General features: G+C 62.1%; 4 protein-coding genes. 1 reads left to right on the forward strand and 3 read right to left on the reverse strand.

From position 1 onward, the window contains the following. Positions 1–18 precede the first annotated feature (18 nt). Genes rcsB through HFD92_RS08535 form a run of 3 tightly spaced genes read right to left on the reverse strand, consistent with a single transcriptional unit; the run spans position 19 to position 4,502 of the window. Positions 19–669, reverse strand: a complete 651-nt coding sequence (gene rcsB, locus HFD92_RS08525) for a response regulator transcription factor RcsB (protein ID WP_009089068.1) — start codon at positions 667–669, stop codon at positions 19–21. Position 670: 1 nt separating this feature from the next. Further along, positions 671–3,328: a phosphotransferase RcsD gene (gene rcsD / locus HFD92_RS08530; protein ID WP_167428758.1), complete on the reverse strand. Its 2,658-nt coding sequence runs from the start codon at positions 3,326–3,328 to the stop codon at positions 671–673. A gap of 19 nt (positions 3,329–3,347) precedes the next feature. Beyond that, the gene (locus tag HFD92_RS08535) at positions 3,348–4,502 is read right to left on the reverse strand and encodes an MFS transporter (RefSeq protein WP_167428759.1); all 1,155 of its coding nucleotides are present in this window, start codon (positions 4,500–4,502) and stop codon (positions 3,348–3,350) included. A gap of 739 nt (positions 4,503–5,241) precedes the next feature. Here HFD92_RS08535 and HFD92_RS08540 point away from each other — a divergent pair. Continuing rightward, positions 5,242–22,962: an Ig-like domain-containing protein gene (locus tag HFD92_RS08540; protein WP_167428760.1), complete on the forward strand. Its 17,721-nt coding sequence runs from the start codon at positions 5,242–5,244 to the stop codon at positions 22,960–22,962. Positions 22,963–23,203: the final 241 nt, after the last annotated feature.

The following is a 23,203-nucleotide window of genomic DNA, read 5'->3' on the forward strand; positions in this document are numbered from 1 at the left end:
CACCGCCTCAGCGATCGATTAGTCTCTTTCGACCTGGGTCTGGCTGACAGAGGAGAGGTAGTTCAGCAGGGCAATATCGTTATCCACGCCCAGTTTCATCATCGCTGATTTCTTCTGGCTGCTGATGGTTTTAATACTACGGTTCAGTTTCTTGGCAATTTCTGTCACCAGGAAACCTTCTGCGAACAGACGCAGCACTTCGCTCTCTTTCGGTGACAGGCGCTTGTCGCCGTAACCGCCCGCGCTGATTTTCTCCAGCAGTTTCGCCACGCTTTCCGGCGTATATTTCTTGCCTTTCTGCAGGGCTGCCAGCGCTTTTGGCAGGTCGGTTGGCGCGCCCTGTTTCAGCACGATGCCTTCGATGTCGAGATCAAGCACAGAGCTCAGGATCGCCGGGTTATTGTTCATCGTCAGAACAATAATGGAGAGATCCGGATAGTGGCGTTTGATGTATTTAATCAGCGTGATGCCGTCGCCATACTTTTCACCAGGCATAGAGAGGTCGGTGATCAGGACGTTAGCATCCAGCTTGGACAGATTGTTGATCAGTGCTGTTGAGTCTTCGAACTCACCTACAACGTTGACCCATTCAATTTGTTCCAGAGACTTTCGGATACCGAAAAGGACAATTGGATGGTCATCGGCAATAATTACATTTAAGTTATTCATCTTATTGGTTACCTTGCTGCAGCAGTTGATTGACGTAAGCGTCAATATCACTGGTGGTATTTGTAATGTTTGAATCGTCACACGCTTTAATGTGGTGTTCTAACTCTTCACAAAGCTGTTTGCCGGGAGACAGGTTGAGCATGGCAAACACGCCCTTCAGGCGATGCGCTGTCTGAGCAAGCGAGTCGTAGTCCTTTTCTGCTGACTCAGTATACAGTCTCTTCACATCAACCGGTACTGTCTCGGTAAACAGCTGGAAATAGCCGCCGCTCATCAGTGGCGTGGCTGTGTCGTCTTCCCTGTCATTATCCATCACATCATGCGACAGTTGCTTCTCAATCAGGGCCAGCAATGCATCCAGCAGCGCATTACTAAGATTGAAATTGACCCGATACTGCTGGTCGTTCAGTGCATGATGACCGAGCTCATCTTCCGCCAGCAGCAGTGCCCAGCCGCTCAGCTTCGACGGATCGTCGGTTACCAGCACGTCGTGATCCTGTCCGGAAATACGCTCGTCCGGGGTGAGACAGCGCGCTCCCCAGTTTTCCAGATGGCGGCAGACGATTTTATGGACATCCTCCACGGTGATCTCCACCAGGGCGGTGACCCCATCCAGAATTTTTTCCTCTTCTTCTTCCTGCTTCTGCTCCAGTGCCATCGGCAGCTGCATATTATAGCGGGTGCCGATATCCGCTTTCGCGACGATATCCAGACTGCCCCCCATTTGCTTGCAGAGCTGTTTACAGAGGAAGAAGGCCATGCCTGACGCCTGACCGTATCGATCCTGGCTGGTGTCGCCCAGGAACGGGAAATCGACATTCGCCAGCTCATCCACGGTCAGGCCCGCGCCGGTATCAACCAGTTCGATGATGAGTCTATCGGCCTGTTTATTCGCAACCTTAACTTCCAGGGTAATTTTTCCCCAGCGGGTGGTGGTCAGCGCATAGTGCATCAGGGTGGTCAGCACCTTACGCAGGGCGCGACGGTCGCCAAAGCGCATCTCATCATTGGGCAGATGGTTATTGACCACCAGTGACAACCCTTTGCGACGCATCAGCGGCAGGCTTTCCAGTGCGATCTCATCCAGCAGTTCCTGCAGGTTGAAGATGGTGGCATCCGGTGACCAGTCGTGCGCCTCCAGCCGGTTCAGCAGCACAATATCATCCACCAGCCGCGCCAGCCCCTGGCTCTCATCAAGCAGGTCGAGCACGGATTCATCGGCATCCCGCTGGCTGAGCTGCACCAGCTGCGCCACGATCTTCTCCAGCGGCTGATTCAGCGCATGGCCAAGATTGTGCAGCAGCTGCTGCCGCATCTGATGGTTGCGATCCAGAACCTGCTGCGCTTTCTGCAACTTCTTGTTCACCAGCAGTTCGCGATCCTGGTCACGCATCATAAACAGCTGGGTATGGGGTGAGAGCACGCTGCGGGCGTGGCGGATCTCATACACTTCGTTATTGATGGTAGCCTGCAGAACGCCCTGATGCTGGTCGGACATATTAATAATCTTCTGCAGATTGAGGTGCGGCAGAAGATGCTCTGCAATTTTGTTGCTCAGCAGGGTGCGGTTGCTGGCAAAGTCATAGACCAGCAGGCCCACCGGTAGGCTGCCCACAATCTCTTCATTCAGTACCCGAAGCGAGTCGAGTTCCGCGCTCTGGTTCTCACTGGGGCGCAGGGACTGCTGACGCAGCAGCATCACACCGCCCAGCGACAGCAGGAACAGCAGCAGGTTGATCAGCAGCGGCCAGAGCAGGTTGTGCAGCGTGTCGACGATCAGGCGGGTAATCGGCACCTGATAGACCAGCTGCAGCGGGGTGCTGGGCAGCGTGGCAGCAATCTCGACGTTCGGGTTAACCAGCGAGATGTGCGTATTTTCCACCTCCTGCTGTTCACTGCTGGCAGAGGGCAGTGAGCTGTCCTGGCGCAGCTGGAAATTCTCCAGCGGCATATTCTGCGGCACCAGATCGTTCACCGGCAGATCAAAGGCGACCACGGTGGCCAGGTGGCCCGGCTGATTAAAGGTGGTGCGCAGCGTGAAGTAGTGATCGTTCTGGAAGGCGAGGTGACGCAGGGGCGAGAAGCTCTCACGCTCGTCCAGCGCGTTCGCCTGCTGCAGCATTTCTGCGCGACGGCTATCCACCATTGAACTGATGGCGCTCTCTTTGTAGCGCGTCGCCATATCCTTCAGCGGCAGCGTGGAGATCATGATCAGGCTATTGTCCTGACCATTTAAAAAGTACATCGACCAGGTCGGGTTTTCCGCGCCCCAGAGCGTATCCAGATAGTTGGACATCCGCATGGTCATATCCAGCGTGCTGCTGTCATGCGATCCGAAGATCAGCGCTTCGGTCTTGCGGCGGGTTTTTTCCAGATAGTAGACGTCAGGACGCAGGCGCGTCTCCTGCAGGCTGCTGCCCGGAGGCGTTCCTGCCGCACTGGTGGAGAGGTTTTCATAGATCTGCCAGGTGGCAAATCGATAGGCGTCGATACGCTTCTGAACGTCGCGGGCCAGATCGTCCATGGCATAGCGTTTTCCGGTGAGCCAGGCATTCACGGAGTTCTGCACCATAAAGCCCAGCGCCAGCAGCAGCACCAGATTGAAAACCACAAAAAAGCGGGTGACATTGCCGGATGTCAGTGGAAACTTATACAACATAGCGTGTCAGGTACCTGAATTATCGCGCAACTCTTCGCGCACTGGCGGCTACCACTAACAGCAGCAGGGCGATCACTAAAAACGCGCCGCTGAGGCTGATCCATTGCGAAATGAATCCGATTAAAGCCGGACCTGAGAGAATACCCGCATATCCCAGCGTTGTCATGGCAGAAATCGCCAGGTTCGCGGGCATATCCTGTTGATTCCCGGCAGCATTGAACAACATCGGCACCGTATTGGATAAACCAAAGCCGACCAGCAGGAAAGCCAGCAGGGCGATCTCCGGCCACGGCAGCCACACCGCCAGCGTCATGCCCGCTGCGGCGGTCAGCGCCCCGGTTATCATCACCGGATAGCGACCAAAGCGCTGAATGATTTTATCGCCACTGAACCGCCCCAGCGTCATTGCCACGGAGAAGGTGGCATAGCCGAGGCCGGCATAGGCCGTTGACATCGCCGGGTTCTGCAGCAGCAGCAGCGCGCCCCAGTCGAGCACCGCACCCTCTGCCAGAAAGAGAATAAAGCAGAGCAGGCCGAGAAACGCGACCCAGCCACGGGGGATCACCAGCCAGGGCTGGTCGGGCTGATGGAGACGCTCATTCATTAATACCGGGATGCGCCATAACAACAGCAGCAGCATCACGGCCATCACCACCAGCGTGGCGGACAGCGGAGAGAATGACTGGCTCAGCAGCAGGCTGACCGTCCCCGCACCCAGAATGCCGCCAAGGCTGAAGAAGCCATGAAAGCCGGACATCATCGGTTTACCCGCCGCCTGTTCAACCTGAACCGCCTGATAATTCATGGCGACATCCAGCATGCCCAGCCCGGCACCAAACAGCATCAGCGCGGCCGCCATCAGCAGATGCGAGTCCGCCGTGGCCAGCAGCGGCATCATGACCAGCACTAACAGAGTGGAGAAGCACATCACCCGACGGCAGCCAAACCGCGCAACCAGCGTGCCGGTGACCGGCATCGCCGCCAGTGAACCGATGCCGAGACAGAGCAGCAACGCACCCAGTGAGGCGCCGCTCAGCTGCAGACGATCACGGGCAAACGGCACCAGCGGTGCCCAGGCTGACATGCCTAACCCGTTGATCAGAAAGATGGTGCGGGTGCCCCAGTTCAGGCGGCTCTGCTGTTGATGTTGTTGTGCAGCGTCCAGTGCGGTCATAGGTCAGATTCATCAGTGATAAAGCGAAAAAGTGTAGCACCGGCCGGCAATCTGTGGCCGTCGCGCCTCTTATCAGCAGGGGTGCAGCACCCTCATCAATATGACAAAACCGGGAGTTTACCGATTTTTAATGCGCTGCGGATTTTTTCCAGAACTTTCCTGGCAGGACGGGACGCCGCGCAGGTCGACTTAACTCAAATTTCAGTGCCGTTTTCAACGGGTTGTCTGCTTAAACGAAGCTGTCGTCTCGGTGGGAAATGCTGGCTGAATCGCATAACTAAAAAAATATTTTCAGCGCCCTGAAGTTCTCAGAATGGCGATATTTTAGCCGTTTTGTGACATTTATGGAAACATCCCGCCACAAATTGACATGAAAAATCAAGGGCAAAGCGTTATTTCATGAACGTTTTATAGCAAGACTGACTTATGTAATAAAGATTAAATCATAATTAAATCTGTACATTGGTGTTGATTTTCAGCACGTTTAGGATAAAAGTTATTTTGTCAGAACCGCTGCGTTTCGCGTCCGTCTGTACAACTTAATCTAACAATAAAAGCGTTGTTTTCTGCCCGGACCAGGATCTGCGGCGCCGCTTGGCTTTGCCCTTACTACATACACCAGGTTAACGCGCCCGCTGTTTTTCAGTGGGTGGAACTAAGTGTGAATATCGTAAACGTAAAATAAATTTATGTTTACGGATTCAGTATATTAGCTAATCTGGTGGAGTAGAGGTTACAAATGGCAGAACTCACGCAAGGCCGTGTAGACATCATCTCGCGCGAAAACGGCACGCTCATCTCGCAGGCCACTCCCGGTTCATCACAATCCATTAACCTCACCGAGCCCAGCGTCGTGCGCATCAATGGCACCCGCGAACTGGTCACGCAATATGAGCGCCAGGGAAATGATCTGGTTCTGCACATGCGTGACGGCAGCACCGTCCGCTATCAGAGATTTTTTGTTGATGATGCCGAGGGTAATCACAGTGAGCTGGTGTTCGATGATGGGGTCAATCCACCGGAACATGCCCTGTTCCCGCAGACCGCAGAAGGCACTGAACTGGCCTCCGGTTCCGTCACACCAACCTACGAATCACTGGAGAGCGTCGAGCCACTGCTGCTGGCCGATAACACCAACGCCTCGATGGGTGTGATCACCGCGGGCGGTCTCGGCGTACTTGGCTTAGCCGGGCTGGCCGTGGGTCTGGGGGGTGGCGGCGGAGGCGGTGGCGGCGGAAATGACGGCGGCAGCGATCCCGGTACGAATCCCGGCACGGATCCCGGTACCGACCCTGGCACTGACCCCGGCACGCCAGGTACGCCAGGCAGCCCCGCCATCACGCTCAACACCTTTGCCGGCGATAATGTGCTGGATAATGCCGAAAAAACCACCGATCAGCTGCTGAGCGGTTCCACCAGCAATGTCGAAGCGGGACAGGTTGTCACAGTGACCCTGGGCGGCCAGACCTACAACACGACGGTGGGCGCTGACGGCAGCTGGAGCGTGACCGTGCCTGCTGCCGCGCTGGCGGCCCTGGCCGCCGGCTCTGCCACGATCGCGGTCAGCGTGACAAACGCAGCAGGCACCGCCGCCAGCGGGTCGCTGCCCATTACCGTGGCTGCTGCCGATCCGGGCACCCCTGCGACGCCCGCCATCAGCCTGAATCCTTTCGCCGGCGATAACGTGCTGGATAACACGGAAAAAACCACGCCGCAGGCCTTATCCGGCAGCACCAGCAATGTCGAAGCCGGACAGATTGTTACCGTCACGCTCGGCGGTCAGACCTACAGCGGCACCGTTGCCGGTGATGGCAGCTGGAGCGTGACCGTGCCTGCTGATGCGCTCGCAGCGCTGGCATCAGGCACCACCACGGTGACGGCCACGGTCGCGAATCAGGCGGGTGCCTCCGCCAGCGGCAGCCTGAGCGTCAGTGTTGCAGCCCCTCTGACCCAGCCGGGGACGCCGGTCATTACCATCGATCAGTTTGCCGGCGATGACATTCTCAGTAATCCGGAGAAAAACAGCGCCCAGACGCTGAGCGGTTCCACCACCAATGTGGAAGCGGGACAGGTTGTCACGCTGACGCTGGGTGACCAGACCTACAGCGCTGTGGTCGATGCCCAGGGCAACTGGAGCATTACGCTGCCGCCCGCCGCGCTGAATGCCCTGGCCGCCGGAACGGTCACGATCTCCGCAGTAGTCACCACCCAGGCGGGCGTTGAGGCCAGTGAAAACCGCGCGATCAGCGTCGATACGCCCGCCGTCCCGGGCGCGCCCGCCCTCACGCTGGATGATTTTACCGGCGACAATCAGCTGACTAACGCAGAAAAAACCAGCGATCAGACCGTGACCGGCAGCACCAGCAATATTGAAGCCGGACAGATTGTTACCGTCACGCTGGGCGGTCAGACCTACAGCGGCAGCGTGGATGCGCAGGGCAACTGGAGTGTCACGCTGCCCCAGGCGGCCCTGAGCGCCCTGGCGGCTGGTGAAACCACGCTGACGGTGTCAGTCAGCGATGCAGCCGGTAACACCGTGACCAGTAGCCTGCCGATTACGGTAGAGGCCCCGGTGACACAGCCGGGCGACGTTACCCTGACTATCGATCAGTTCGCCGGGGATGACATCCTGAGCAACGACGAAAAAGGCACGGCGCAGACTCTCTCAGGCAGCACCACCAATGTCGAAGCGGGGCAGACGGTAACCGTTACCCTGGGGGGACAGACTTACCTCGGCACCGTGGATGGCAGCGGAAACTGGAGTGTGATTATCCCGGCCGCTGCCCTGAGCAGCCTGCCTGCGGGCAGCAATGCCATCAGCGTTACGGTCAGCAACCTCGCGGGGGCAACCGGCAGTGAAACCCGCGATATTGCGGTGGAAGCGCCCGCTACTGAACCTGGCGTGCCGGGGCTGATCCTGAATGATTTTGCCGGCGATAACCTGCTGAGCAACGACGAGAAGACGGTCGATCAGGCGGTCAGTGGTACCACCACCAATATCGAAGCCGGGCAGGTGGTCACGGTCACACTGGGCGGCCAGACCTACAGCACCACCGTGCAGGCGGATGGCAGCTGGAGCGTCACGGTGCCCGCCACGGCGCTCTCCGCGCTGGCAGCGGGCACAACCACGCTGACGGTTGCCGTCAGCAATGCGGCGGGTGACAGCGTGACCGCAACGCAGCCGATCACGGTAGACGCCCCGGCGACGCAGCCGGGAGCCGCCACACTGACCCTCGACGCCTTTGCCGGGGATGACATCCTCAGCAACAGCGAAAAAGCCAGCGACCAGCTGCTGACCGGTACGACCACTAATATCGCAGAGGGCCAGCAGGTTACCGTCACCCTGAACGGGGAAACCTTTACCGTCACGGTCGGCGCGGATGGCAGCTGGAGCCTCACGGTGCCGGCCAGTTCGCTGGCAGCACTGGCGGCAGGCAGCGCCACCCTGAGCGCCACGGTAACGGATCAGGCGGGGAACCCGGTCAGCGAAACGCGTGACTTCCTGGTAGAGTCAGCGGGCACCGCACCAGGCAACCCGACACTGACCCTGAATGCCTTTGCGGAAGACAACGTGTTAAGCAACGAGGAGAAGCTGGAGGCGCAGGCCATCTCCGGCAGCACCACCAACGTCGAGGCGGGCCAGATTGTGACGGTTACGCTGGGTGGACAGAGTTACAGCGGAACGGTCAGCGCTGACGGCAGCTGGAATATTGCGATTCCGGCCGATGCGCTGGGCGCACTGGCAGCAGGCCCGGCCTCACTGGTGGTGACGGTCAGTAATGCGGCCGGTACCTCTGTCAGCGACACGCTGGGTATCGTCGTTGAAGCCCCGGTGACCGAACCGGGCCAGCCGGTCATCACACTCAATCAGTTCGCCGGTGATGATGTGCTGAGCAACGACGAGAAAGCCAGCGACCAGCTGCTGAGCGGCAGCACCAGCAATGTCGAGGCGGGTCAGGTGGTGACGGTGACGCTGGGCGACCAGAGTTACAGCGCCACCGTCGGGGCCGATGGCAGCTGGAGCCTGACCATCCCCTCCAGCGCCCTGGCCGCCCTGGCGGCGGGCAACGCGACCTTCAGCGCCAGCGTAACCACCCAGGCGGGTGTGGTCGCCAGTGAAGATCGGGTCATTGTGGTGGAAGCCTCACCGGAGCCGGGCGCACCAACGCTGACGATCGCTGTTTTTGCCGGCGACGACCTGCTCGACAACAGCGAAAAAGCGCTGGATCAGACGCTGTCAGGCAGCACCAGCAACGTAGAGGCGGGCCAGACGGTCACCCTCACGCTGAACGGGCAGACCTACAGCACCACCGTTCAGGCGGATGGCAGCTGGAGTCTGCCGATCCCGTCCGCTGCGCTGAGCGCACTGGCGGCGGGCACCACAACCCTGGTCGCCAGCGTAACCACGGCGGCGGGCGTTTCAGCCAGCGGCAGCCGGGATATCAACGTCGCCCCTGCCGCAGGCGAACCGGGCGTGCTCACCATCGCTGAGCCACTCAGTCTCGACGGTTTCCTTAACCAGCAGGAGGCCGCCAGCGATCTGATCATCAGCGGCTCGGCTGTGGGCGTTAACCCCGGCCAGACGGTGCTGGTGGCCTTCAACGACAACACCTACAGCGCGGTGGTAAACAGCAACGGCTTCTGGAGCGTCACCGTTCCGACCAGCGATCTCACCGGCATCACCGACGGGACAAAACTGATCTCCGCGACGGCCACCGATGCCAGCGGAGCGCTGCTGACCGACGCCGCCCAGCTCAATGTGGTGGTGAACACGCTGCCGCAAATCACCCTGGATGAGAGTGCGATCAGCGATGGCATTCTGAATCAGGCGGAAGCGGGCAGCGACCTGACGATCGGCGGAAACACCGGTAAAGCCGTGCCGGGCCAGCAGGTCACCCTGGAACTCAACGGGAAAACCTACAGCACCACGGTGAATGAGGACGGCAGCTGGAACCTGACGCTGCCCGCCGCCGATCTCGCCTTACTGCCGCAGGGCGCTAACACGCTGACACTGACCGCGATTGATGAGGCGGGTAACCGTGTCGACCAGACGCTGGACTTCAGCGTCGATACCCTGCCACCGAATCTGATTGTGGCGGCGGTGGCAGGCGGAGATGGCATTCTTAACGGCGCTGAAGTGGCGGCGGGCGTGCCGGTCAGCGGTTCGGGTGCCGCGCCGGGCGATGTCGTCTCGGTCACGCTGAATAACCTGATCTACAGCGCCACGGCAGATGCACAGGGCAACTGGACGGTGGATCTGCCCGCGGAGGATCTGCAGGCGCTGGCTGAGGGCAGCAGTTATACGCTGGTGGTCACCCTGACGGATGCCAGCGGCAATACGGTCAGCCAGTCGCATACGCTGGCCGTCAGCACCCTGTCGCCGGATGTCTCAGTTAACGCGCCGGGCGGTGACGGTGTGCTGACCAGTAATGAACTGACCCAGCCGCTGCTGATCAGTGGAACCGGCACCCCGGGCGATCAGGTCACGGTTGAGTTAAACGACAAAACCTACAGCGCGCTGGTTGACGAAAATGGCAACTGGAGTGCGCAGGTGCCGGTGGCCGATCTGGGCACGCTGACCAGTCAGACCTATCCGGTGACGGTCACCGTGACCGATCCGGCGGGCAACAGCAGCGTAGAGAACACGTCACTGCGGGTTGCCACCGCAGTGCCTGCGCTGACGCTGGATGCGATCAGCGACGATGGCGTCATCAACGTCATCGATGCACAGCAGCCGCTGATCGTCAGCGGAAGCGGCGACGCGGGCGATACGATCAGCGTGACGCTGAATAACCAGACCTACACCGTCGTCGTGGTGGAGGGGGGCCGCTGGAGCGTCACCATTCCGGCATCCGACCTGGCCGCTGTTCCTGACGGAACACAGCCGCTGGCAGTGGTGGCGACGGATGGTGACGGGAATACCACGTTGATCAACAGTGCCCCAATCTTTGCGACCACGCCGCCGCAGCTGACCGTCTCCACACCGGGCAGTGATGGTTACATCAATATCGCGGAACATAGCCAGGATCTGACGATTGACGGGCGCGGAGGCGTGCAGGGCGACACGGTTTCGGTGAGTTTCAATGGCGAAACCTACACTGCCACCGTGGATACCAGCGGCGCGTGGCAGGTTACGGTGCCTGCGGCGGTCGTCAGCCAGCTGGGCGATGCCCGCTATCCGGTGGAGGTGGTGCTCAGCGACGCGTATGGCAACAGCAGCAGCGTCGCCTCCAGCGTGACGGTACTGGCGGCCGCATCGCCGGTGCTGACCCTGGATCCTGTGACCGGCGACAACCAGATCGACAGCGCGGAACAGCGCGTTGACACACTCATTACCGGCAGTGTGACCGGCGTACCGGCAGGCCAGCCGGTTGTGGTAACCATCAACAACCAGTCTTATGAGGGCGTGGTGCAGGCAAACGGAAGCTGGAGCGTGACGCTGCCTGCCGGATCGCTGGGAGGCGCGGGCGACAAGCCCTTTACCGTGGCGATCACCGATGTGGCTGGCAACCCGGCGCAGCCCGCGCAGGGGCTGATCACCGTGGTCACCAGCGACACGCCGCTGCTGTCGATTGCGCCGATAAGTGAAGATAACGCGCTGAATGCACTGGAAGCGCAGAGCGATCTGATCCTCAGCGGCAGTTCCGCCAGCCTGCCTGAAGGCAGCCCGGTCAGCGTGACGCTGGTGCCGGGCGGGACCGTTTACAGCACCACCATCGATCCGGACGGTAACTGGACGGTTACCGTGCCCGCCGCCGATCTGGCGAACCTGTCGCAGGGTGACACCACGGTGACCGTTAATTCCGGCGACGTGCAGAGCAGCCAGACGCTGCTGTTGGCAACCACACCGCTGGCAGCCCCGCAGATTGATACCCCCTTCACTGACGGCATCCTCAGCAATAACGAGGTCACCGCGCCGCAGACCCTGACCGGTTCCGTCACGGAAGGCCAGGCCGTCAGCGTCACTCTGGGCGGCGTCAGCTATCCGGCAACGGTCGCGGCGGATAACACCTGGAGCGTCACGCTGCCGCCGGAAGCGCTGCAGGCCCTTGCTCAGGGCAGCAACCCGATTACCGTAACGGTGAGCGATAGCGCGGGTAACAGCACCAGCATCAGTGAACCGCTGACGGTGGATACCGGCACACCGGCGCTGACCGTGAACCCGATTGCCACCGATGGCGTCATTAACGCGGCGGAAGCCTCCATCGACCTGATCGTCAGCGGTACCGCTGCGCCGGGCAGCAGCGTCAGCCTTCTGCTGGGCGGCGAAACCTATAACGCCGTCGTGGCCGCCGATGGCAGCTGGAGTGCAACGCTGCCCACCGACGATCTGAGTCAGCTGGCGGATGGCCGTTACGATCTCAGCGTCACCGTAACTACCGTGGGCGGCAACGTCGCCACCACGCCAGTGCCGGTTACCGTCGACACCAGCGTGCCGGACTTCAGCATCAATCCGCCAGCGGGTGATGGTGTGCTGAACCTTGCTGAACAGGCGGCCGGGTTCAGTTTCAGTGGTGCAGGCAGTGAGGGCGACCAGGTCAGCCTGACCCTGAATGGCGTGACCTACACCGGCACCGTCGGCGCAGACGGTCTCTGGACTCTGGCCGTGCCGCCTGCGGCACTGGCCGGTCTGGCCAACGGCAGCAGCTATCCGGTTGCGGTGACGGTGACCGATGCAGCCGGTAACAGCAGCAGCCAGAACAGTTCGCTGACCGTCGACACGACGCCGCCTCCGCTGGTGGTTGCGCCAATCAGCGAGGATAACGCGCTGAGCGTCGGCGAACTGGCAGAGCCGCTGGTGGTCAGCGGCAGCGGACAGAACGGCGACCTCGTGACGGTTCAGCTTAATGGTCAGACTTACAGCACCACCGTCGGGGTGAACGGTCAGTGGACGCTGGAGATCGCGTCTGGCGATCTGGCGGCGCTGCCGTCCGGCCCGAATCCCGTCACGGTGACCGAAACGGACGCCAGCGGAAATCAGAGCAGCCAGGTGGTGGATCTCAATGTAGCCACCTCGCCAGCGGTGCAGCCGCAACTGAGCGTCGACAGCAGCACCTTTGCCGGTGACGGTATCGTCACCGCCGCGGAGCAGTTACAGCCGATTACCCTGCGCGGCAGCAGCCTCAACGTCGAGCCGGGTCAGCAGGTCACGGTTTCACTGAACGGCACCGATTACAGCGGGGTGGTTGAGGCGAGTGGCAACTGGAGCATCATTCTGCCGGCGGGCGCGCTGGCGGATCTGGGCGAGGGCAGTCAGACGCTGATTGTCAGCGTGAACAATGCCGTCGGAAACAGCGCCAGCGCGCCGCTTAACTTCAGTGTGGACAACACACTGCCCGCCATTGCGCTGGCACCCGTCAGCGACGATAACTATCTGAATGCAGGCGAGCTGAACGGCCCCGTCGTCGTCAGCGGCAGCAGCAGCGGTCTGCCTGCGGGAAGCCTGGTCACCGTTGACGCCAACGGGACGCCGTTCACCACCACGCTTAACGCTGATGGCAGCTGGAGCCTGACATTACCGGCAGGCACCTTCAGCGGCGTGGCGGATGGGCCGCAGACCCTGACCGCCACCGTCAGCGATGCAAACGGCCAGCCGCTGGCGACCACTGACACCACCCTGACGGTCGTGGCCAGCGCGCTGCCGGTCGCGACACCGGGCGTGGCCTTTGATGATGGCATTGTGAATAGCGGCGAAGCCGCAACCGGGGGGGCTATCACCGGTAACACCGGCGTAACGGGTGACGGTCAGACGGTCACCATTACGCTGGATGGCGTCAGCTACAGCGGCACGGTCGATGCTGCGGGTAACTGGCAGGTCACGGTTCCGGCTGGCGCACTCGCTGCGCTGCCGCAGGGCGACACGGCATACAACGTCGTGGTCAGTGATGTGGCGGGCAACAGCAGCCAGGCGACAGGCACGCTGCGGGTCGATACGCTGCCGCCGGTGCTGACCGTTGTCACGCCGTCCGACGGCATCATCAACGCCGCTGAAAGTCAGCAGCCGCTGACGCTGAACGGCAGCAGCGAAGCCAATGCCCTGATTGTGGCCAGCTTCAACGGCACCAGCCTGAGCACCACCGCTGACGCCAGCGGCAACTGGTCGCTGACGCTGCCCGCCACCGTCTATAGCGGGCTGGTTAACGGCAGCTATCCACTGACGGTTACCGCCAGCGATGCGGCCGGCAACGCCACCACCACCAGCCGCGATCTGGCGCTGAAAGTGGAGGCGGGCACGCTGCCGACGCTGACCCTGGATGCCTTTGCCGGCAACAATGTGGTCGATGGCGCGGAACGCCTCACCGATCAGCGGCTGAGCGGCACGACAACCAATGTCGAGGCGGGCCAGCTGGTGACCGTCACGCTTGACGGAACGGTCTACAGCGCCGCCGTACAGGCCAGCGGGGCCTGGAGTCTGATTGTGCCAGCCGGCGCGCTGGCTGCGCTTGCCGATGGCAGCGCCACATTTACCGTGGCGGTCAGCGACGTGGCGGGTAACACCACCACCAGCAACCTCGCTTTTGACGTCAACAGCAACGCGTCTGGTCTGGCGCTGGATGCCATCAGCGAAGATAACTACCTCAATGCCCAGGAGCTGAGTCAGCCGCTGATTGTCACCGGCACCGCGGTAAACGTGCCGGAGGGCAGTACCGTCACGCTGCTGTTCAACGACACTGCTTACACCGCCCAGGTTTCGGCCAGCGGGCGCTGGAGCGTTATCGTTCCGGCGGAGGCACTGACGGCGCTCGCCGATGGACCTTACACGCTGACGGTTACCGCGACCGACAGCGGCGGGGCAACCCTCAGCAGCGAAGCCACGCTCAGCGTGCTGGCGACCGGCCTGCCGGAACCGCTCATCGTCTCGGCGTTTGGTGATGGTGCGCTTAACAGCAGCGACGTTACCGCGGCACAGAGCCTGAGCGGCACCACCGGCGTAACGGGCGACGGACAGAGCGTCAGCGTGCTGCTGAATGGCGTGACCTACACCGGCACCGTCGACGGCAATGGCAACTGGCTGGTGACCGTTCCCGCGACGGCGCTGGCTGATCTGCCGGAAGAGACTCTCAGCTACACCGTCACGGTGCAGGATGCCGCCGGTAACACAGGCAGCACCCAGGGCAGCGTCACGGTGGATCTGACGCCACCGACGCTGACGCTGGCGGCCGTCGCGGATGATGACATCGTGAATATCGCAGAGAGCACCGGACCGATCGTGCTCAGCGGGACGACCAGCGCCGAAGCCGGACAGACGGTCTCCATCACCCTCAACAACCAGCGCTATACCACCACCGTGACTCAGGATGGCGACTGGAGCCTGACGCTGCCAGCCGGTGCGCTGGCCGGTATCCCGGCCGGGGCCTATACCCTGACGGTAACAGTCAGTGATGCGGCGGGTAATCCGGTTACGGAAACCCGCGACATTACGCTGGCGACCGGCGCGCTGTCGGTGACGATTGATACCCCGTTCGGCAACGGTTATCTGAACCAGAGTGAGACCGGGGTCAGTCAGACCCTGAGTGGCAGCACCGGCGTCACCGGTGAGGGCCAGACGGTCACCGTCTCCCTGGGTGGCGAAGACTACAACGCCACGGTGGATGCACAGGGCAACTGGACGCTGACCCTGACGCCGGAGGCGGTGCAGACGCTGGATGAAGGGGTGAATACCCTGGTGGTGAATGCCAGCGATGGGGCCGGAAACAGCGGTTCGCTGACCAGTGCGGTCACGGTGGATCGGACGCCGCCTGCGCTGAGCCTGGACCCGATCAGTGGCGATAATATTGTTAACGCTCTGGAAGTGCTGGAAGCCGTCACCATCAGCGGCAGTGCGTCAGCGGAGGATGCCGGACAGACGGTCACCGTCACTTTCCAGAACAGTAATTACACCACCCTGGTGCTCTCTGATGGCAGCTGGCAGGTGACGCTGCCGGCCAGTGTGATGCAGGGGCTGACCGATGGCGGCTACCCGGTCAGCGTGACGCTGACGGACGCGGCGGGCAACAGCAGCAGCGCGACCACCACCCTGACGCGTGATGCAGACAGTGCCGGCCTGCCGACCCTGACGATCGGGCCGATCAGCGGCGACAATTTCCTGAATCAGGCTGAGTCGCTGCAGGATCTGAGCATCAGCGGCAGCAGCACCAATCTGGCCGAGGGCCAGCTGGTCACGGTGACGCTGAACAACGTTCAGTACAGCGGCACGGTGACACAGGATGGCAGCTGGACGGTGACCGTGCCGGCCGCCGATCTGGGCGCGCTGCCGGATGGCGATCAGCTGCTGGTGGTGGTCTCTGCGGATGCCGCCGGCAACCCGGCCAGCAGCAGCGCCTCACTGGTGGTGCTGGCCAGCGCCCAGGCGCAGCCGACGCTGACTCTGGACGTGGTGGCTGGGGATGATGTGATCAATGCCAGCGAGGCCGCCGCGGATGTGGTGGTCAGCGGTAGCAGCACCCAGCTGGCCGCGGGCACCCCGGTGACCGTGTCGTTTAACGGCACGGACTATGAGACGACGCTGGACGCTGACGGCAACTGGACGGTGACTCTTCCCTCCACCGCCTTTGCCGGCGTGACGGCGGGCAGCACGGAGACCCTTACCGTGACCGCCAGCGACATTGCCGGGAATCCGGCCACCGCCAGCCAGACGGTGACGTTCAGCACCACACCGCCAGCACTGACGGCGATCACCGTCAGTACGGGTGACACTCTGAACTTTGCGGAGTCGCTGGAGGATATCAGCGTCAGCGGTTCCACCACGGGGGCCCTGCCGGTGACGGTGACGCTGAATAATGTCAGCTACACCACCACGGCCGATGCCGACGGTAACTGGTCCGTCACCATCCCGTCAGCCGATCTGCAGCAGCTTGCAGATGGTGCTAACGCGATCGCGGTTTCCGTCACCGACGCGGCGGGCAATACCACCACGGATACCGCCACCTCGCTAAACGTGGCGTTTAACACGCTGCCTGCGCTGACGCTGGATACGCCGTTTGGCGATGCGCTGGTCAGTGCTGCGGACGCTGCGGGCGCGCTCACGCTGAGCGGCGACAGCACCAATCTGCCGGAGGGCAGCCTGATTAGCATCACCATTGGCGGGCTGGACTTCAGCACCACGACCAATGCCAGCGGCAACTGGACGCTGAATCTGGCCGCGGGCGCGCTGTCAGGGCTGGACGATGGCGTGACCGACGTGGTGGTGACTGCCACCGATGAAGCAGGCAATCCGGCCCAGGTGACCGCCGGGGTTGAGATCCTGCAGGCTGCGCCGGATAACGCCACCTTTGACAGCACGTTGTTCGGCGACAACATCATTAACATCAGTGAAGCGGGTGTCGTTCAGCTTGTCACCGGGACATCTGACCCTCTCCCGGGCCAGACCCTGAGCGTGACGGTGGGCGATCAGAACATCCCGCTGTCCGTGACGGTGGATGCCAGTGGCAACTGGACGGCCAGCCTGACGCCAGAGGTGATCGCCAGCCTGGGGGCGGGTGAACAGACGCTGACCCTCACCACCACCGATCGGGCAGGCAATACCAGCGTCACGACCCAGACATTTGTCTCGGCGATTACGCCGATTGCGGCGCCCACGCTGGACACGCCCTTTACCGATGGAAGGCTCAATGCGGATGAGGCGGCCGCAGGGGGTTCACTGAGCGGCGCGGTCAGCATTGATAACGCGGCGTTGGTGACGGTAAATGTGAATGGCTCCGTCTACGCCGCCCAGCTCAGCGAGGATGGGACGCGCTGGTCGCTGGCGCTGTCACCGGCGCTGTTGCAGTCTCTGCCGGATGGCAGCTGGCCGGTGACGGTGACCGTCACCGATGAGGTCGGCAACATTGCCAGCACCAGCGGCAGCCTGCTGGTCGCCGTTAACGCGCTGCCGGACGTCACGCTGAACCTGCCGTTCGGGGATGGTGCGCTGAATGCTGAAGAAGCGCTCAGTGAACAGACGCTCAGTGGCACCACCGGCATTACCGGTGCCGGGCAGACGGTCTCGGTACTGATTTCAGGCTTTAACGGCGATGCGCCGCTGACGGCCACAGTGCAGGACGATGGCAGCTGGTCTCTGGCGCTGTCGCCTGCGCAGTTAAGCACCTTCACCAGCGGGGCGCACACCATCACCGTGACCGCCACCGATGTCGCCGGTAACAGCGACACGACGGCGCTGAGTGTGGTAACGGAAGTGGCGGTGCCGGTGCCGACCTTCAGCCCGGATGCCTTTGGCGGCGACGGCCTGCTCAACATCAGTGAAGCGGCGGCTGGCGTGACCCTGACCGGCACCACCGGCAGCGTCGGGGCAAACCAGGCGGCCAGCATTACCGTTGATTTCAATGGCAGCCGTTATTCGGGTGTCGTTGACAGTAACGGGAACTGGCGCGTCACGATCCCTGCTAACGCGCTGAGTGCCCTGGATGATGGCGCGCAGACGCTGACGGTGAACGTGGTGGATGCGGCAGGTAACAGCGCCTCGGCGCAGCTGCCGTTCACCGCCGATCTCAGCGCACCTCAGCCTGTGCTCAATCCGGACTACTTCGGGGGCTATGTTAATGCGGCTGATGTGGCAGGCGGCATTACCCTGGGCGGCACCACGGGTGTCAATGAGACGGTGCAGCTCACGCTGGCAGGCACAGTCTATACCGCGACTGCGGATGAGAACGGCAACTGGTCGGTGCCGCTGACGACGGCGCAGCTTTCCGCGCTGGCGGATGGCACCTATCCGGTCCTCATCACGGCCACGGACGCGGCGGGTAACAGCACGACGCTTAACAGCGCCTTTGTGCTGGACAAAACCCCACCCGTGCTCACTGCCTCGCAGTTCACCGGCGACAACGTGCTGAACTACGCGGAGAGCATTCAGCCACAGACCCTCAGCGGCACCGCAACGGGAGCAGGGACGGGCGCAGTGGTCACCGTCTCGCTGAATGATACCCCGCTTGGCACGGCGATAGTGGCGGCCAACGGCAACTGGAGTCTGACGCTGACGCCAGAGCAGATGGCCACCTTCGGGCCTTCCACCACGCTGGCCTTGGCGGTGACCGATCTGGCAGGCAACCTCGCCACCGGCTCCGTTCCGCTGACGGTCGATCTGACCCCACCGCCAGGCCCGCTGGTGACACTGGGCACCGTGTCGGGCGATAACATCATCAGCACCCAGGATGTCGCGGGGGGCGTGGTGGTGAGTGGCACCTCGGCCAATCTCGGCACCGGTGGCACGGTGACGGTGGTGATCAATGGCACGAGCTACCCCACCACGCTGGATGCGTCAGGCAACTGGTCAACGGCGACCCTGCCGGTCAGCGCGTTTGGCGAAACAGATGGCAGCGCGACCGTCACGGTGAATGCGACGAACGGCACGGATACCGTCAGCGTCAGCAATAACATCGCGATTGACCTGACGCCACCGACGCTGAACCTGGATAATTTTGCAGGCGACAATCAGGTCAACGGCAGTGAAAGTGCCACCAGTCAGACCATCAGCGGCACCGCCGATGTCAGCGAAGCCGGTCGCACGGTGCTGGTGACCTTTAACAACAAAACCTACAACGCGGTGGTGCAGGGGGATGGCAGCTGGTCGGCTACGGTGCCCGCCAGCGATATGCAGGCGCTCACCAGTGGCAGTTCGCTGCAGATCACCGCGCAGCTGGCGGATGTGGCGGGCAACGTGACTACGGCGACACAGACGGTCACCGTGGATACCGGGGCACCTCTGTTGCAGGTGGATGCCCTGGCGGGCGATAACGTCCTCAATGCCACGGACCTGGTGAGCACGCAGGTGCTCACCGGCAGTGCGCAGGGTGCAGAAGGCCAGACCATCGGCCTCTACCTGGGCGATGGCGCGCCGATTGCCACCGCCATTGTCGGAGCCGACGGCCGCTGGAGTATCGATCTGACGCCGGAGGTGCTGACGAACCTCGCTGAGGGCGCGCTGGTCTTTGGCGTGCGGGTCAGTGACACCGCAGGGAACCAGACGGATGCCACGCTGACGGTTAACAAAGTGGTCAACAGTGCGCTGACGCTGGTCGTCGATTCGGTCTTCGGCGACGGCACACTCAGCGCGCTGGATACCACGGTGGCGCAGACCATCTCCGGGGTGGCGACCTCGGCGGGCGTCGGTGCGACGGTCTCCGTGGTGCTGGGCGGTACGACGCTCTCGGCCGCCGTGGGGCAGGATGGTAAATGGGCTATCGTGGTGCCGCCGTCGGTGCTGGGTCTGTTAAGCGATGGTCAGCTGGACGTTGACGTCACGCTGACGGATGCGGCAGGCAACACCCGTACCGTGGGTGAAACCGTCACCGCGATTGTTGATGCGGTGCCGGTCGTCGGCGCGCTCACCGGACTGTTTGGCGGTGATAACCTGCTGAACATCGCGGAAGCCGCTGCCGGACAGGTGGTGGGTGGCGTCATCGAAAATGCCGCGGTGGGTTCACAGGTCACCGTGACCCTGGGCAGCAGAAGTTACAGCACTACCGTGCAGGCGGGCGGTACCTGGAGCGTTAACCTGCCGGCCAGCGATCTCACCTCGCTGCTGGATGGCAACCTGACGCTGGGCGTCAGCGTCCGGGATGTGGCGGGTAACGTCGCTTCCAGCAGTGCCTCGGTCGGCATCTTCACCCAGACGCCATCCATCTCGCTGACTTCGCTGTTCGGGGATGGGGTGCTCAATCTGGCGGATATCGCGACCGGGCAGGTGATCAGCGGGGTGGTAAATAACGTCGCCCAGGGCAGTGTCGTCACACTCTCGGTGGGGAACAGCCAGCTGACGGCTACCGTCGGCGCGGGCGGGGCCTTCAGCGCCACGGTCACACCGGATATCCTGGGCACCCTGGCGCAGGGGAACCTGACGGTAGGGGCATCGGTGACCGATGCGGCGGGTAACACCGCCAGCACCAGCGCCGGCATCCGCGTCGACACGCTGCTGCCGACCATCACCGTCAATCCGCTGTTTGGTGACGGTCTGCTGAACGTGGCGGATGCGCTGGTCACCCAGGTGATCGGCGGCGTGGTGGGCGGCGCGGAAGCGGGCTCGCGCGTGGTGGTCTCCGTAGGCGCCCAGCAGTTTGTGACGGCGACCGATGCGAACGGTAATTTTAACGTCTCGCTGACGCCGACGCTGCTGCAGGGCATTGCGGACGGCAATCTCACGGTGGGCGTGAGCGTCACCGACAGCGCCGGTAACACCAGCAGCGCCACGGCGGCGGCACTGGTCGGCATTCACAACGTGCCGAAAGTGACGCTCAATCCGCTGTTTGGTGACGGGGTGCTTAACCTGGCCGAGTCGCTGGTCACGCAGACCATCAGCGGCACCGTCTCCGGCGTGGCCGCGGGCAGCAGCGTCAGGCTGGCGATTGGTAACACCACCGCGACCGCGCTGGTCAACGCCGACGGCACCTTCTCAACCACCGTCTCACCGGCCGTGCTCTCGACGCTGCTGAACGGTAACTTCACCGTCAGCGCCTCGGTCACCGATTTGGTCGGCAACGTCAGCAGCACCAGTGCAGGCGTTTCGCTGGGACTGGTTCAGCCGACCCTCTCGGTTAACACGGTATTCGGCGATGGCGTGCTGAGCGCGGCCGATCTGGCCTCAAACCAGACGCTGAGCGGCAGTTCCAGCCTCTCTGCGGGGTCAACCGTCAGCGCCACGCTGAATGGCATTACCTACACCACCAAGGTGGCCAGCGGCGGTAACTGGAGCATCAGCGTGCCGAAAGCGGATCTGGCTGCGCTGACGGACGGCAGCAAAACCGTGACGGTAACCGGTACGGATGCCTACGGCAACGTGGCGAACGCCAGCGGCTCGCTGAACGTCATCAGCCAGTCGACGCCGGTGGTGGCGATTACCTCGCTGTTTGGCGACGGCGCGCTCAGCGCGGCGGATGTGAAAACGGCACAGACCATCAGTGGCACCGCGAGTAACGCCGAGGGATCGGTGGTGCGGGTCACGCTGGGCGGCCAGACCTACAGCACCACGGTGAGCAGCAACGGTAACTGGAGCCTGTCGGTTCCGGCGGCCAGCCTCGCCGCCATCGCGGATGGTCTGCAGACCGTGACGGCCAGCGTCACCAACGGCGCGGGCAGCAGCGGCACCATCTCCGCGTCGCTGGGTGTCGTCAGCCACACCACGCCAACGGTCAGCGTAAGCAGCTTCTTTGGCGGCGATGGCTACCTCAATATCGCGGAAGCCAGTGCGGCGGAAACCATCAGAGGCACCAGCACCAACGCGGCGGGCGGCACGGTGACGGTAAACGTGGCGGGTAACATTCTCACGACCACCATTGGTGCCAATGGCGCATGGAGCGTCAGCGTGCCGTCAGCGACGCTGCAAAGCATCCCCGATGGCAGCCGTCCTCTGACGGTGACGGTGACGGATATTGGCGGTAACACCGCCACCAGCACCAGCAGCTTTATCGCGCTGTCGCATAATCAGCCGGTCGTGGGGGTCGATCCGGTGCTCAGCCTCGTCGGTTCGCTGCTCACCGGTCTGGTGGTGCAGGGCGGATCGCTCAATGCGGCGCAGGGATCAAGAGTCAGCGTGACGCTGCTCCTCGCCAACGGCAGCAACGGCCCAACGCTGAATACCACCACCGACGCGCTGGGGCGTTATGCCGTCAACTTCTCACCGTCACTGCTGTCGGTGGGTGGCCTGCTGCTGTCGCTCAACACGCTGGCAAAAGTGTCGATCACCGACGTGGCGGGTAACAGCTACACCACCACCAACACCCTGCTGCTGGGTTCTGTCCTGCCGGTCACCCTGGCCGCTACCGAGTCCGTGGCCCTGTTCTCGGTGGTGGATGACAGCGCCACGGTGGCCAGCACGGAGACGCAGCACAACAGCAGCACCAGCAGCGATGACGGCAGCGCCCATGTGGCCGTGGCCTCTACGCTGGTGACCGACGCGGATGTTGCGACGCCGGTCACCAGCAGCCAGAGTGCCGTGGTCAGTGACACCGCGGTGGCATCTGCCCCGGCTGAAGAGGCGGGTTACACCATTGGCGGGGTAGTCATTACGCTGGCGGATGGCAGCACGGCGCAGGGAGCCTCGGTTACCGGCAGCAGCGGCGCGGATACCGTGACGGTCAGTGACCTCAGCTTTACCCATATTGATGGCGGCGCAGGCACCGATACCCTGGTGCTGAACGGTGAGAACCTCACTCTGGATCTCACCGCGCTGGGCCTGAAAGTCGAACACATTGAAGTGCTCGATTTGGGTAAAACCGGCACCAACTCGGTGAAACTCGATCTCAATGAGGCACTCAATCTGACGGATAAACAGAGTGACGATTTGCTGATCAAAGGCGCGGACGGCAGTCAGGTGACTCTGGCTAACAGCAATGGCGGTATCTGGGAAGTGACCGGCGAACGGACGGTGGATGGCAGAGTCTTTGAGATCTACCACAACTCGGCGCTGACCAGTGATAACACCCTGGGGGATGTGCTGGTACAGCAGAACCTGCAGGTCCATGTGATGTAGCCACGACGTTGTCTGTCCGGCGGTTATGAGGCGCGGGTGCGAAAGCACCCGCTTTTTTTGCGTCAGCCCCGTGATAATTTCACTTTCCAGATTTTCGCCACTATTCATTAGCGGAATGAAAGCTTAGGGTAGGCGCAGCAAACGGCGCCACGCCGTCAATCACGCTTCTGATCTTATTTGACGCGTTATTCGCGTCCTGTTCATCACGCCCTGTTACCTGCGGGTAACCGGTTCAGACCAG

This window comes from Pantoea sp. EKM101V (assembly GCF_011800325.1).
GTDB lineage: Bacteria > Pseudomonadota > Gammaproteobacteria > Enterobacterales > Enterobacteriaceae > Pantoea > Pantoea anthophila.

What these genes read in the sequence shown, in the direction of transcription:
- rcsB (WP_009089068.1), bottom strand. Translation starts at nt 669, where the DNA reads ATGAATAACTTAAATGTAATTATTGCCGATGACCATCCAATTGTCCTT.
- rcsD (WP_167428758.1), bottom strand. Translation starts at nt 3,328, where the DNA reads ATGTTGTATAAGTTTCCACTGACATCCGGCAATGTCACCCGCTTTTTT.
- HFD92_RS08535 (WP_167428759.1), bottom strand. Translation starts at nt 4,502, where the DNA reads ATGACCGCACTGGACGCTGCACAACAACATCAACAGCAGAGCCGCCTG.
- HFD92_RS08540 (WP_167428760.1), top strand. Translation starts at nt 5,242, where the DNA reads ATGGCAGAACTCACGCAAGGCCGTGTAGACATCATCTCGCGCGAAAAC.